Genomic DNA, 13197 nt, shown 5'->3' with positions numbered 1-13197 from the left:
GCGCCGTCATTCGACGTGAGCCGCTTCGCCGCTGATGGGCTGGTAGAACTCGTCCCCGCGCAGGTGGCTGAACAGGGCCTGGGCCAGCGCGACCGCCAGGCCGATGCAGCCCAGCGCCATCGCGATCTGCGGAATCCACATCGGCGTGGCATCCGAGCTCGGCGAGATGTCGTGCGTGCTCATCGAGACCCACACCAGGCGGCAGGCGTACCAGGCCAGGTACAGGGCCAGCGCGACGCCGGCGCCCAGGCACCAAAACTCCATCAGCCGGCGGGCGCGCTCGGGCAGGCGCTGCAGCAGCAGCGTCACGCGGATGTGGTCGCCACGGCGCAGCGTCTCGGGCAGCGCCAGGAACAGCGCGGCGGCAATCGAGTAGCCGGCGTAGGCATCCAGCCCGCGCAGGTTGAACCAGTCGGTCTCGCGTCCGATGATGCCGAGCATCACCACGACGAAGGTGGCCACCATCGACAGCGCGGAGAGCGCGCACAGCAGGGCATAGAACCGCGTCAACGCGTTCTTCATCGTTGTCTCCTGGAGTCTGGATCGGGCCGACCCCCTGCCGGCCCGTCGGGCGCCGCGCGGCGCCCGCGGCCGGGCTTACTTGCGGAAGGCCTCGATCACGGCCTTGCCGTCGTCGCCGGCGGACTTCAGCCACTCGGTCGTCATGCGCCCGCCGATCAGCTTGAGCTCGCGCTTCAGGCTGTCGCTGGTGGTGTCCACCGTCATGCCCTTGGCAGCGAGTTCCTTCAGGTACTCGGCGTCCTTCTGCTCGCTGACCTTCCAGCCGCGCGGGCCGGCCTCGGCGGCCACCTTCAGCAGCGCATCCTGCGTCGCCTTGTCGAGCGCCTCGAAGGCCTTCTGGTTCACCACCACCGCGTTGCGCGGCAGCCAGGCATTGACGTCATAGAAGTACTTGACGTGCTCGTACAGCTTGCTGTCCACGCCCGACGCGCTGGAGGTGAGGAAGTTCTGCACCGTGCCGGTGGCCAGGCCCTGCGGCAGTTCGGCCAGCTGGATCGTGACCGGCTGCGCACCGACGTATTCGGCAATGCGCGTGGTGGCCGGGTTGTAGGCGCGCATCTTGGTGCCCTTCAAGTCCGACATCGAGGTGACCGGCTTGATCGAGTACAGCCCCTGCGGCGGCCAGGCCACCGTGTAGAGCAGCTTCATGCCCTGCGAAGCGAGCAGCTTCTCCAGCGCCGGGTTCGAGATGCCGTCGAGCTTCTTGGCCTCGGCATAGCTGGTGGCGAGGAACGGGATCGAATCGATGCCGAACAGCGGGTTCTCGTTGGCCGCGCCGGACAGGATGAACTCGCCCGCCTGCACCTGACCGGTCTGCACCGCGCGCTTGATCTCGTTGGCCTTGAACAGCGAGGCGCCCGGATGCAGCGTGATCTTGAGCTTGCCCTTGGTGACCTTGTCCACCTCGTCGGCAAACCATTGCAGGTTCTGGACCTGGAAGGTGTTGGTACCGTAGCCGGAGGGCAGGTCCCACTTGGTCTGGGCCTGGGCGCCGGCGGCCAGCAGCATGCCGGCAATGGCGAGGATCTTGGTCTTCATGTCGAGAGTCTCCTGTTCAGGATGGGCGGAAGGGCAAGGGGGATCAGAAGGAAGCCAGCTGCTGGTTGAGCAGGTCGGTCACCAGCATCGCGCCGGGTGCATGCGTGATGCAGAACGGCGGCCGCGCGGCCGCCAACGCGGCCTGCGGGGTGACGCCACAGGCCCAGAACACCGGCAGCTCGTCGGCCATCACCTGCACCGCGTCGCCGTAGTCCGGCCGGGCGAGGTCGGCAATGCCGATCAGGGCCGGATCGCCGATGTGCACCGGCGCGCCGTGCACCTGCGGGAAGCGCGAGGTGATCTGCGTGGCGCGAATCGCGTCGGCGGCGCGCAGCGGGCGCATCGATACCACCATCGGCCCGTGGAAGCGCCCCGCCGGCACGGTGGCCACGTTGGTGCGGTACATCGCGACATTGCGGCCTTGGTCGATGTGGCGCAGCTGCATGCCGTCGTCCAGCAGCGCCTGCTCGAAGCTGAACGAGCAGCCCAGCACGAAGGCCACCAGATCGTCGCGCCACAGGTCCCGCACGTCGGTCGGCTCGGCCACCAGCTCACCTTCGCGCCAGACGCGGTAGCGCGGCACGTCGGTGCGGATGTCCAGGTCGGCGCCCAGCACGGGCAGGTGCGGGTCGCCGGGTTCCGACATGCCCAGCACCGGGCAGGGCTTCGAGTTGCGTTGGCAATAACGCAGGAATTCATCGGCCACATCGGCCGGCAGGATCACCACGTTGCCCTGCACCTGCCGGGTCGCGAGTCCGCTGGTGTGGCCGCTCAGCCGGCCGTCGCGGGCCGCCTGGCGCACGGCAAGGCCGCTGCTTCCCGCATGCAGCGCGGGCCGGCCTTCCGCCTGCTGCGCGCTGTTGGAACTGGAGGGCGGGAACCGGTCAGCCACGTTGCGTTCTCCCCGGCCCACACCATCGGGACCGGCATGGAGGGCGATTGTGGGCATCGGCCCCTGCGGGCGCTAACGCAAAATCTTTTGCTCAGCTGATCGATTTCTTCGATGAGGCGCGCTTGCGCAGCCCGGCGAAAGCAGCCGCCGCTTCGAGGGCAGCCAGCGTCACGGTGGAGGTCGGATCGTCGCGGTAGCTCACGTGCAGCGGCAGCGGTGCCAACAATGCCACGGTGTTGAGCACCCGCACCGGCTGCCTTTGTGCCATGCGCTCGGCCACCAGGCGCGGCAGGGTGGCAATGCCGAAGCCACCCTCCACCAATTGCACCATCGCCGAGATCGACGAGATCGCATGCACCCGCGGCGGCTCCACGCCTTCCTGGCGGAAGGCATCGAGCAGTGCCAGATGCGGCTGCGAGCCGCGCTGGAAGGTGAGCAGGTCGAAGCGGGCCAGGTCGGCCAGCGAGTAGCGCTTGCGCGGATGCAGCAGCGCATGGCCGACGAACACCATCTCCATCGGCGCCAAGGCCCGCGTGCGTACCCCTTCGCCCGACGACGGCAACGCGGCGAAGACCAGGTCCAGCGTGCCGCGCCGCACGTGCTCGGTGAGCAGCGGCGTGGTTTCCACCGTCAGCTCGAGCTCGAACCCCGGCTGGTCGGCGCGCATCTGCTGCAGCCAGTCGCCCAGCCAGCTGTGCACCACCGACTCGATGGCGCCGATGCGCAGCATCGAGGCGCGCAGCTGGTCGGAACCCATCTCGGCCTTGATCTGGCGCTGCAGCTCGAGCAGGCGCTGGGCATAGTTGTAGAAGCGGGTACCGACCACGGTGACGCGGAACTGCTTGTCGCGCCGGTCCAGCAGCATCACGCCGAGCTCCTCCTCCAGCGCGGCGATGCGCGCCGACAGCGCCGACTGCGTGATGAACAGCTTCTCGGCCGCCCGCGTCACGCTCTTGAGCGATACCGCCCAGTAGTAGGCCTCGACGAAGCGCAGGTTCATGCCGTCTTCTCCGGCGCGTCGACGTAGGGCGCCAGCCTGGGATCATCGGCCAGACCGTACACGCGCCAGCCGGTGGCAGCGACCAGAGCGGCCGCGTGGGGCGGCATGTTGGTGCATTCGAGCACCACCCGACGCAATGCGGGGGCACGCTGGCGCAGGGCCAGCGCGGCCCGCAGCAGGTCGACCTGGGCCGCGGCGCGGTCGCGTTGCGGCGAGTCCTGCAGGATCGGCGCGGCAAATGCACCGTCGGGCGGCAGGCCGCCAATCACCACCCGGGACAGGTCGGCCTCGGCGACACCGGCAGCCCGCAGATGTGCGGGACCCAGGGATGCGCCATCGATGGTCAGGACACCGACCTGCGGCTCCTCGGCCAGCAACGCCGGCAATTGCAGCAGCGCCGAGCTCACCAGAGGCACCTGCACGGCCGCCTGCAAAGCATGCTGCAGCAGCACCAGGAAGCCGCAGCTGGTGGTGATGGCGCTGGCCCCAGCGTCCTGCAGACAGCGTGCCGCCTGGGCGAACCGCTGCGCCCAGGCCGATGCGGCGAACTGCGCCGCATCGGTCACCACTTCGCGCGGCATCGCGCCGCCGACCACCTGGCGTAGCGGCGGCATGCGGAAACCGGCGTCGCAGCCGATGTCGCCGGGCCAGCGCGGAAAGCGCGTGTCGAGCATCAGCACTCCCAGCCGCCCTGCGGGCGGTGGGCCGCCAGCGGCCGTGGCGGCCTGGCCGGCCGATTGCTTGGTGTTCGGATCAATCCCCATGGAAGCCACAGTGCTTGCGCCGCTATTCTCGGGGGCTGACACGCGACACGGAGAACTTCATGCGCTTTCGATCGATGGCCGCCGCCCTGCTGGGTGCCCTGACCACCACGCTGGCAGCCCATGCCCAGACCAAGTGGGACCTGCCCGCGGCCTACCCGGCCAACAACTTCCACACCGAGAACCTGGCGCAGTTCGCGGCCGATGTCGACAAGGCGACCGGTGGCAAGCTGAAGATCCAGGTGCATGCCAACGCCTCGTTGTTCAAGGCCAACGAGATCAAGCGCGCTGTCCAAGGCGGCCAGGCCCAGATCGGCGAGGTGCTGCTGGCCAACTTCGCCAACGAGGCGCCGATCTACGCGCTGGACGGCATTCCCTTCCTCGCCAGCTCGTATGCCGAGGCCAAGTTGCTGTACGACGCGCAGCGTCCGGTGCTGGACAAGCAGTTGGGCACGCAGGGCATGAAACTGCTGTTCTCGGTGCCCTGGCCGCCGCAGGGCATCTACACCAAGAAGCTGATCAACTCGGTGGCCGACATGCGCGGCATCAAGTGGCGCGCCTACAGCCCTGCCACCGCGAAGATCGCCGAACTGATCGGCGCGCAGCCGGTCACCATCCAGGCCGCCGAGCTCTCGCAGGCACTGGCCACCGGCGTGGTCGAGAGCTACATGTCCTCGGGCTCCACCGGCTACGACAGCAAGACCTACGAGCACATCAAGAACTGGTACGACACCCAGGCCTGGCTGCCGAAGAACGCGGTGCTCGTGAACAAGAAGGCCTTCGACGCGCTGGACAAGCCGACGCAGGACGCGGTGCTGAAGGCCGCCGCCGACGCCGAGCTGCGCGGCTGGAAGATCAGCCAGGAGAAGAACGACTGGTACAAGAATGCGCTGACCGAGAAGGGCATGACGATCCATCGGCCGCACGCCAAGCTCAAGGCCGACCTGAAGCAGGTGGGCGACATCATGCTGGCGGACTGGGAAAAGACTGCCGGGGCCGAGAACGTCGCGGTGGTGCAGGCCTACAAGAAGGCGCAGGCCGCGATGCCCGCGCCGAAGAACTGACGCGGCGCGGCCCCACGCGATGCGTCGCCTGCTCGATGCCGTCTACGACGGCTGTGCCGCGCTGGCCGCACTGGCAATGGTCGGACTGCTGGTGGCCATCCTGGCCTCGGTGGCCGGCCGCCAGTTCGGCTTCAACCTCACCGGGCTCGACGGCTACGCCGGCTACCTGCTGGCAGCCAGCGGCTTTCTTTCGCTGGCCCACACGCTCAAGCGCGGCGAGCACATCCGCGTGACGCTGCTGCTGCAGGCGGTCGGCCCGCGCTGGCGCCGCGGACTGGAAGTCTGGACCCTGCTGGCCGGCGTGCTGCTGGCCGGACTGTTCGCGTGGTACAGCGTGCGGCTGGCCTGGCAATCGCACGAGTTCAACGACGTCTCCACCGGCAGCGACGCCACGCCGCTGTGGCTGCCGCAGCTGTCGATGGCGCTCGGCGCGGTCGTGCTGCTGATCGCGCTGCTCGACGACTTCGTGCTCGAGTTGCGCGGCCAGCGCGTGCAGATCAGCAGCGAGGAGGCCCTGCACAATGAGTGACCTGGCGATCACCACGCTGCTGATCGCAGCGCTGTTCCTGATCCTCGCCAGCGGCGTGTGGATCGGCCTCACGCTCTCGGGCGTGGCCTGGATCGGCATGCAGCTGTTCAGCAGCCGGCCGGCCGGCGATGCGATGGCGCTCACGATCTGGGGCTCGGCCTCGAGCTGGACGCTGACGGCGCTGCCGCTGTTCATCTGGATGGGCGAGATCCTGTTCCGCACCCGGCTGTCGCAGGACATGTTCAAGGGCCTGGCACCCTGGATGCAGTGGCTGCCCGGCCGGCTGCTGCACACCAACGTGATCGGCTGCGCGATCTTCGCCGCGGTGTCGGGCTCCAGCGCGGCCACCTGCGCGACCATCGGCAAGATGTCGCTGCCCGAGCTGACGCGCCGCGGCTACCCGGCAGACATCACCGTCGGCTCGCTCGCCGGCGCCGGCACGCTGGGCCTGCTGATCCCGCCCTCGATCATCATGATCGTCTACGGCGTCAGCGCCGACGTCTCGATCGCGCAGTTGTTCATGGCCGGCGTCGTGCCCGGCATCATGCTGGCCGGCCTGTTCTCCGGCTACCTGGTGGTCTGGGGCCTGCTGAACCCCGACCGCGTGCCGCCGGCCGATGCGCGCATGACGCTGCGCGAGAAGCTGCACGAATCGCGCCACCTGATCCCGGTGGTGCTGCTGATCACCGCGGTGCTGGGCTCGATCTACAGCGGCCTGGCCACCGCCACCGAGGCCGCGGCGGTGGGCGTGCTGGGTTCGCTGGTACTGTCGGCGCTGCAGGGCTCATTGAGCTGGGCCACCTTCCGCGAGGCGCTGATGGGCGGCACGCGGCTGTACTGCATGATCGCGCTGATCCTCGCCGGTGCCTCGTTCCTCACGCTGTCGATGGGCTACATCGGTCTGCCGCGCCACCTGGCCGAATGGATCGCCACGCTGGGCCTGAGCCCGTTCGGCCTGGTGCTGGTGCTGACGGTGTTCTACGCCATCCTCGGATGCTTCCTCGACGGCATCTCGATGGTGGTGCTGACGATGGGCGTGATCCTGCCCACGGTGCAGAAGGCCGGCATCGACCTGCTGTGGTTCGGCATCTTCATCGTGCTGGTGGTCGAGATGGCGCAGATCACGCCGCCGGTGGGCTTCAACCTGTTCGTGCTGCAGGGCATGACCAGGCGCGAGATCGGCTGGATCGCCCGCGTCACCTTGCCCTTCTTCTTCCTGATGGTGGCGGCCGTGCTGCTGATCTGGTTCTTCCCGCAGATCGTCACGGTGCTGCCGCGCAGCATGACGGGGCCTTGAGGCCCGCGGCCCGATAAGGCTGCGCCGCGCGGCGTTTTTCGGCGCTTCGGCGCGGGGCCGGCGGCCTAGCATCGGACACCGGGGCGCCCTGTCCCCGCAAAGACCGCATGTCCGACCTTTCGCTGCCGCCGCTGGTGTCCACACGAGGCTTGCCCTTCGCATGGCCGACACCGCCGTATGCCAGCTTCGCCTCGCCGCAGGTGCAGCGGGAAGCGGAGCCCTGCGAGATCGAAGGCCCGAACGGCCGCGTCACGCGCGGCCAGCTGGTGCGCTTCGATGCAGACACCGGCATCGCCCACCTGCTGGTGCCACCGGCCCGCGGCACCCTGCCGCTGAAGCTGGCGCAGGTGCGCCGCCTCACGCTGCTGCGGCCGCTGGCGCCGCTGGAACATGCCGCGCCCGGCTCGGCGGCCGACCTGCTGGGCGCCGCGGTGGCCAGCCCCTGCCGGCTGCGCTATGCCAATGGCGGCGAAGCGCAGATCGAGACGCTGGGCCAGGTCGAGCATGCGCTCGGCCACTTCCTGTTCCCACCTGCCGACGACAGCGGCGCGGTGCTGCGCAGCTTCTACCCGCGCGAGGCGCTGGCCGGCGTGGAGATCGGCCCGCGCGTGGGCGAGCTGCTGCTGGCCCAGCAGGCGGTGAGCGTGGACACGCTGGATGCGGTGGCCGCCGAGCAGCAGGGCCTGCGCCAGCGGCGCCTGGGCGACATCCTGCTGACGCAGCGCATCGTCGCGCCCGAGCAGCTGGTCGAGGCCATCGAGCAGCAGGCCAGGATGCCGATGGTGCGCATCGGCGAAGCGCTGCTGGCGCTGGGCTTCATCGACGAGGCCGAACTGGGCGACGCGCTGCAGCAGCAGACGCAGGACCGCAAGCTGCCGCTGGGCGAGCTGCTGGTGCAGCGCGGCGTGGTCACGCGCGACGACCTGCAGACCGCGCTGGCCCGCAAGATGGGCTATCCGGTCGTCGACGCCGGCGAGTTCCCGGTCGAGAACGAAGCCGCACTGCGCCTGCCGCAGGCGGTGGCCCGGCGCCTGCCCGCGCTGCCGCTGATGATGCGCGGCGGCCGGCTGGTGGTGGCGCTGGAAGACCCGTCGGCGCGGATGCTGATCGACGAGATCGAGTTCAATGCCCAGGCCAAGGTGGTGCCGGTGCTGGCGCGCGCCGGCACGCTGGCGCCAGCGATCGAGCGCGTGTACCAGCGCCTGGGCTTCGACGCGCTGCCGCCGACGGCCGAGCTGGCCGCCGCGGCGAACGATCACGAGCCGGAAAGTGCCAACCAGCTGCTGGCCAGCCTGGAGCTGCAGCTGGCCGGCGAACCCGCGCGCGACGACGGACCGGTGATCGAGCAGAGCGACAACTCGCTGGTGCGGCTGATCAACACGATGATCCTCGAGGCGCAGCAGGCCGGTGTATCCGACATCCACATCGAATGCCCGCCGGCGCCCGAGAAGGTGCGCATCCGCTTCCGCCGCGACGGCAGGCTGAAGCCCTACCTCGAATTGCCGCCGGGCTACCGCACGGCGCTGGTCGCGCGGCTGAAGATCATGTGCGACCTCGACATCTCCGAGCGTCGCAAGCCGCAGGACGGCAAGATCAGCTTCGGCCGCTTCATGCAGGGCCAGACGCTGGAGCTGCGCGTCCGGTTCGTCGACGCCGGCGAGTTCCCGGTCGAGAACGAAGCCGCACTGCGCCTGCCGCAGGCGGTGGCCCGGCGCCTGCCCGCGCTGCCGCTGATGATGCGCGGCGGCCGGCTGGTGGTGGCGCTGGAAGACCCGTCGGCGCGCATGCTGATCGACGAGATCGAGTTCAATGCCCAGGCCAAGGTGGTGCCGGTGCTGGCGCGCGCCGGCACCTTGGCGCCGGCGATCGAGCGCGTGTACCAGCGCCTGGGCTTCGACGCGCTGCAGCCGACGGCCGAACTGGCGGCCGCGGCGAACGATCACGAGCCGGAAAGTGCCAACCAGCTGCTGGCCAGCCTGGAGCTGCAGCTCGCTGGCGAACCCGCGCGCGACGACGGACCGGTGATCGAGCAGAGCGACAACTCGCTGGTGCGGCTGATCAACACGATGATCCTCGAAGCGCAGCAGGCCGGCGTCTCGGACATCCACATCGAATGCCCGCCGGCGCCCGAGAAGGTGCGCATCCGCTTCCGCCGCGATGGGCGCCTGAAGCCCTACCTCGAACTGCCGCCGGGCTACCGCACGGCGCTGGTCGCGCGGCTGAAGATCATGTGCGACCTCGACATCTCCGAGCGTCGCAAGCCGCAGGACGGCAAGATCAGCTTCGGCCGCTTCATGCAGGGCCAGACGCTGGAGCTGCGCGTCGCGACGATCCCCACCGCCAACAACCACGAGGACGTGGTGCTGCGCCTGCTGGCCTCGGCCCGCGCGCTGCCGCTGGACGACATGGGCCTGGCACCCGCGGTGCTGCGCGCGCTGAAGGAGGTGGTCGAGCGGCCCTACGGCCTGGTGCTGTGCGTCGGCCCCACCGGCAGCGGCAAGACCACCACGCTGCATGCGGCGCTGGCCCACATCAACACCCCCGAGCGCAAGATCTGGACCGCCGAGGACCCGGTCGAAATCACGCAGAAGGGCCTGCGCCAGGTGCAGGTGAACCCGCGCATCGACTGGACCTTCGCGAAGGCGCTGCGCGCCTTCCTGCGCGCCGACCCCGACGTGGTGATGGTGGGCGAGATCCGCGACCCCGAAACCGCGCAGATGGCGGTGGAGGCTTCGCTGACCGGCCACCTCGTGCTGTCGACCCTGCACACCAACAGCGCCACCGAGACCGTGACGCGGCTGCTCGACATGGGGCTGGACCCCTTCGGCTTCGCCGACTCGCTGCTGGCGGTGCTGGCCCAGCGCCTGGTGCGCCGGCTGTGCCGCCACTGCGTCAGCACGCGGCCCGCCACCGAGGCCGAGGTCGACGCGCTGCTGGACGACTGGCTGTCCGGCTTCGGCGACGCGCCGGGGCGCCCCGCGCGCGAGGCCACGCTGGCCGACTGGCGCCACCGCCACGGCCGGCACGGCGTGCTGCAGCACCATGCTGCGCGCGGCTGCCGGCACTGCGCCGACACCGGCTTCAACGGCCGGCTGGGCCTGCACGAGCTGCTGCTGGTGAACCGCGAGATGCGGCACCTGATCCAGACCCATGCGCGCAGCGCCGAGCTGCAGCAGGCCGCCGTCGCCGAGGGCCTGCGCACGCTGCGGCAGGACGGCATCGAGAAGGTGCTGGCCGGACTGACGACCATCGAGGAAGTGCGCGCCACCAGCAACGCCTGAGCCCAGGCGGAAGCTGAGACAATCCGCGCCGGGCATCCCCGCCCCGGGCAACCCAAGGAACAGCGTGCGCGGGCCCTTCCACCACAGCGGACATTCACGCGACCCGAGACGCGGCACGGCCATCGTCCCGCGGCCGATCGCCGCCGCGCTGAAGCTCGACAGCGCGCACACCGCCGAGATCGACCGCTCCCACGAACGCTGCCTGGCGCTGGGCCTTTCGCGCATCGAATCCCCCGACCATGCGCGCGTGCCCGCCAACGAGCTGCTGCTGCGCCGCGAGCGCAACCTGCGCCTGCACCTGCATGCCGCGCCGGTGATGGAGCTGCTGCACGAGCAGATCGTCAACACCCACAGCATGGTCGCGCTCACCGATGCCAGCGGCACCATCCTGCTGTCGATCGGCGACGACGATTTCCTCTCCCGCGCCGCCCGCGTGGCGCTGGCACCGGGCGCCGACTGGTCTGAGGCCGGCAAGGGCACCAACGCCGTGGGCACCGCGCTGGTCTCCGAGCAGCCGACGCTGGTGCATGCCGACGAGCACTTCCTGCACGCCAACCATTTCCTCACCTGCTCGGCCGCGCCCATCCTCGACCCGCGCGGCAACGTGCTGGGCGTGCTCGACGTGTCCGGCGACCACCGCAGCTACCACCAGCACACGATGGCGCTGGTGAAGATGTCGGCGCGCATGATCGAGAACCACTGGCTCAGCGACGACTGGCGCCATGGCCTGCGGCTGCATTTCCACCGCCGCGTCGAATGCATCGGCACGCTGCAGGAAGGCATCCTCGCGGTCGAGGCCGACGGCCGCATCAGCGGCGCCAACCGCGGCGCGCTCGAGCAGCTGGGCCTGGCCGGCGCGGCACTGCGGCAGCAGACGTTGCAGTCGCTGTTCGATCTGCGCGTCGATGCGCTGGTCGACCGCTTCCGCTCGCCACTGGCGCTGCCGCTGGCGGTGCACACCGCCGACGGCCAGGTATTCCACCTGCATGCGCGCTTCAACGGCCCGATGTGGGCACCGCTGGTCGAGGCCGTCGTGCCGGCCGCCGCAGCGCCCGTTGCCGCAGCGCCCGCCGCCGTGGTGCCGAGCCCGGCGCCCGCGCCGCCGGCCCGTCGCCGCAGTGCGCTGGCGGCGCTGTGCTGCGGCGATGCTGCCTTCGAACGCCTGGTCGACCAGCTGCGCCGCGTGCGCGACGCCGGCGTGCCAGTGCAGCTGGTCGGCGAGCACGGCACCGGCCAGGCGCGGCTGGCGCAGGCGCTGCACCAGGACTCCGCGCGCGCCGCGCACCGCTTCGTCGCCTTCGACGGCAGCACCACCGCGGCGGAAACCGCCGAAGCGCAGCTGGCCGAGGCGCTGCAGCGCGCCGCCGGCGGCACGCTGCTGCTGAACCAGCCGCAGGCGCTGCCGCTCACTTTGCAGGCCAGGTTGCTGCAGCATCTGCGCAGCCACCCGCTGACCGTGGTGTGCGCCAGCCGCGTGCCACTGGCCCGGGCGCTGCAGCAGCAGACGCTGCGCGAAGACCTGTACTACCAGCTGCAGGGCCTGAGCCTGCAGCTGCCGCCGCTGCGTGAGCGCAGCGACCTGCCGGCGCTGGCGCTGGCGCTGCTGAACGAGCTGCCGCTGGCAGCGCGCGGTTGGCAGATCGCGCCCGAGGCGATGGCGCTGCTGCAGCGCCACCCCTGGCCGGGCAACGTACGCGAGCTGAAGAACGTGCTGCGCACCGCTGCCGCGCTGGCCGGCGAGGCTTCGCTGCTGGGCTGCGAACACCTGCCCGACGCCCTGGTGCAGGCCGCGGCCGGGGCGGGCGCCCCGCCGCCGGCCGCGCCCGACGCCCCGCTCGATGCCCAGCAGCTCGCCGCAATGCAGCGCGCGCTGGCCGCCGCCGGCGGCAACATCAGTGCCGCAGCCAAGGCCCTGGGCATCAGCCGCAACACCCTCTACCGCAAGCTGCGCTGGCGCAACAAGGCTTGATTCACGGGCCCGCGAGGGGCCCAGTTTTTTGTTGCAACATGTCGGGTGGGCCGGCGATTTGGTATCTTGTCGGTCATAGCGGCTGTCAATGCCGTCGCAGGGAGTTCGAAGGCCATGGTGCGTCCAGCCCGTTGCAGTACCCGCAGTACCAACCGGCGACCGCCGGGTGCCGGCCCGCGGCTTTTTTCATGCGCAAGGACTGATCCATGACGCGCATCTACCTGGTCGACGACCAGCTGTTGTTGCGCGACGGTCTGCAGGCCCTGCTCCAATCCGCCGGCCACGACGTGGTCGGCCAGGGCAGCGACCCGACCCAGGCGGTGGTCGAAGCGCAGCAGCGCCAGGCCGAGGTGATGCTGCTCGACCTGGGCCTGGGCGAGCGCTCCGGCTTCGAGGTGCTGCAGGAATTGAAGCGGCGCGAGTCCCCGGTGCGCGCCATCGTGCTGACGATGTCGGCGCAGCCCCGGCACGTGGCCGAAGCGGTGCGCCTGGGCGCGGCGGGCTATGTGCTGAAGGACTCGGGCGCCGTCGAATTGCTGCAGGCCATCGACAGCGTGGCCGTCGGCCGCCGCTTCTTCGGCCCGCAGGTGGCCGCGCTGGCGCTGCAGGCGCTGGCCGACGACGCGCCGGCCGATCCCTTCGCCAGCCTGTCGCCGCGCGAGCGGCAGATCGTCACGATGGTGGTCAACGGCATGAGCAGCTCGGCCATCGGCACCGAGCTGCACCTGTCGCCGAAGACGGTGGACACCTACCGCAGCCGCATCATGACCAAGCTCGGCGTCAGCGGCGTCACCGCCCTGGTGCGACTGGCGGTGCGCGAAGGCCTGGTGGACGACTGATCGGC

At 70.2% G+C, this 13197-nt stretch carries 11 protein-coding genes; 6 read left to right on the top strand and 5 right to left on the bottom strand.

Features of this window, described 5'->3' with window-relative positions; translation table 11 throughout:
• Nucleotides 1-6: 6 nt before the first annotated feature.
• The 5 genes from ACILR4_RS05705 to ACILR4_RS05685 form a co-directional block, all read right to left on the bottom strand.
• Nucleotides 7-522 carry a TRAP transporter small permease gene (locus ACILR4_RS05705; protein ID WP_395699868.1) on the bottom strand — a complete coding sequence of 172 codons (516 nt, stop codon included), beginning with the start codon at nt 520-522 and terminating at the stop codon, nt 7-9.
• A gap of 75 nt (nt 523-597) precedes the next feature.
• Complete coding sequence (locus ACILR4_RS05700; RefSeq protein ID WP_395699867.1) at nt 598-1560, bottom strand: TRAP transporter substrate-binding protein; 963 nt, start codon at nt 1558-1560, stop codon at nt 598-600.
• A 43-nt stretch (nt 1561-1603) separates the two neighbouring features.
• Nucleotides 1604-2389, bottom strand: a complete 786-nt coding sequence (locus ACILR4_RS05695) for a putative hydro-lyase (RefSeq protein WP_395699920.1) — start codon at nt 2387-2389, stop codon at nt 1604-1606.
• 154 nt (nt 2390-2543) lie between these two features.
• The gene (locus ACILR4_RS05690) at nt 2544-3452 is read right to left on the bottom strand and encodes a LysR family transcriptional regulator (protein ID WP_395699866.1); all 909 of its coding nucleotides are present in this window, start codon (nt 3450-3452) and stop codon (nt 2544-2546) included.
• A complete protein-coding gene (locus ACILR4_RS05685; RefSeq protein WP_395699865.1) occupies nt 3449-4258 on the bottom strand; it encodes an aspartate/glutamate racemase family protein in 810 nt (269 codons plus the stop codon). Before ACILR4_RS05685 ends, ACILR4_RS05690 begins: the two co-directional genes overlap by 4 nt.
• A gap of 17 nt (nt 4259-4275) precedes the next feature.
• Here ACILR4_RS05685 and ACILR4_RS05680 point away from each other — a divergent pair, with 17 nt between their 5' ends.
• From ACILR4_RS05680 to ACILR4_RS05655, 6 genes are all read left to right on the top strand, one after another.
• Complete coding sequence (locus ACILR4_RS05680; protein ID WP_395699864.1) at nt 4276-5277, top strand: TRAP transporter substrate-binding protein; 1002 nt, start codon at nt 4276-4278, stop codon at nt 5275-5277.
• Between the two features lie 19 nt (nt 5278-5296).
• Entirely contained in the window at nt 5297-5806 is a 510-nt protein-coding gene (locus ACILR4_RS05675; RefSeq protein ID WP_395699863.1) for a TRAP transporter small permease, read from the top strand.
• Nucleotides 5799-7103 (top strand): TRAP transporter large permease, encoded by a 1305-nt coding sequence (locus ACILR4_RS05670; protein WP_395699862.1) that lies wholly within the window; start codon nt 5799-5801, stop codon nt 7101-7103. Before ACILR4_RS05675 ends, ACILR4_RS05670 begins: the two co-directional genes overlap by 8 nt.
• 107 nt (nt 7104-7210) lie before the next feature.
• The gene (locus ACILR4_RS05665) at nt 7211-10384 is read left to right on the top strand and encodes a GspE/PulE family protein (protein WP_395699861.1); all 3174 of its coding nucleotides are present in this window, start codon (nt 7211-7213) and stop codon (nt 10382-10384) included.
• A gap of 64 nt (nt 10385-10448) precedes the next feature.
• Complete coding sequence (locus ACILR4_RS05660; protein ID WP_395699860.1) at nt 10449-12353, top strand: sigma-54-dependent Fis family transcriptional regulator; 1905 nt, start codon at nt 10449-10451, stop codon at nt 12351-12353.
• A 206-nt stretch (nt 12354-12559) separates the two neighbouring features.
• Nucleotides 12560-13192, top strand: coding sequence for a response regulator (locus tag ACILR4_RS05655; RefSeq protein WP_395699859.1), 633 nt, complete (start codon nt 12560-12562; stop codon nt 13190-13192).
• Nucleotides 13193-13197 lie beyond the last annotated feature (5 nt).

Source organism: Aquabacterium sp. (assembly GCF_044226965.1).
Classification (GTDB): domain Bacteria; phylum Pseudomonadota; class Gammaproteobacteria; order Burkholderiales; family Burkholderiaceae_C; genus Pseudaquabacterium.
The sequence above is the reverse complement of the archived record's forward strand: the minus strand, read 5'-3'. Positions and strand labels throughout refer to the sequence as shown.

Bases quoted from the DNA above. Each gene is read 5' to 3' on its own strand.
- ACILR4_RS05700 (WP_395699867.1), bottom strand. From the start codon at position 1,560: ATGAAGACCAAGATCCTCGCCATTGCCGGCATGCTGCTGGCCGCCGGC.
- ACILR4_RS05665 (WP_395699861.1), top strand. From the start codon at position 7,211: ATGTCCGACCTTTCGCTGCCGCCGCTGGTGTCCACACGAGGCTTGCCC.
- ACILR4_RS05675 (WP_395699863.1), top strand. From the start codon at position 5,297: ATGCGTCGCCTGCTCGATGCCGTCTACGACGGCTGTGCCGCGCTGGCC.
- ACILR4_RS05705 (WP_395699868.1), bottom strand. From the start codon at position 522: ATGAAGAACGCGTTGACGCGGTTCTATGCCCTGCTGTGCGCGCTCTCC.
- ACILR4_RS05680 (WP_395699864.1), top strand. From the start codon at position 4,276: ATGCGCTTTCGATCGATGGCCGCCGCCCTGCTGGGTGCCCTGACCACC.
- ACILR4_RS05655 (WP_395699859.1), top strand. From the start codon at position 12,560: ATGACGCGCATCTACCTGGTCGACGACCAGCTGTTGTTGCGCGACGGT.
- ACILR4_RS05690 (WP_395699866.1), bottom strand. From the start codon at position 3,452: ATGAACCTGCGCTTCGTCGAGGCCTACTACTGGGCGGTATCGCTCAAG.
- ACILR4_RS05670 (WP_395699862.1), top strand. From the start codon at position 5,799: ATGAGTGACCTGGCGATCACCACGCTGCTGATCGCAGCGCTGTTCCTG.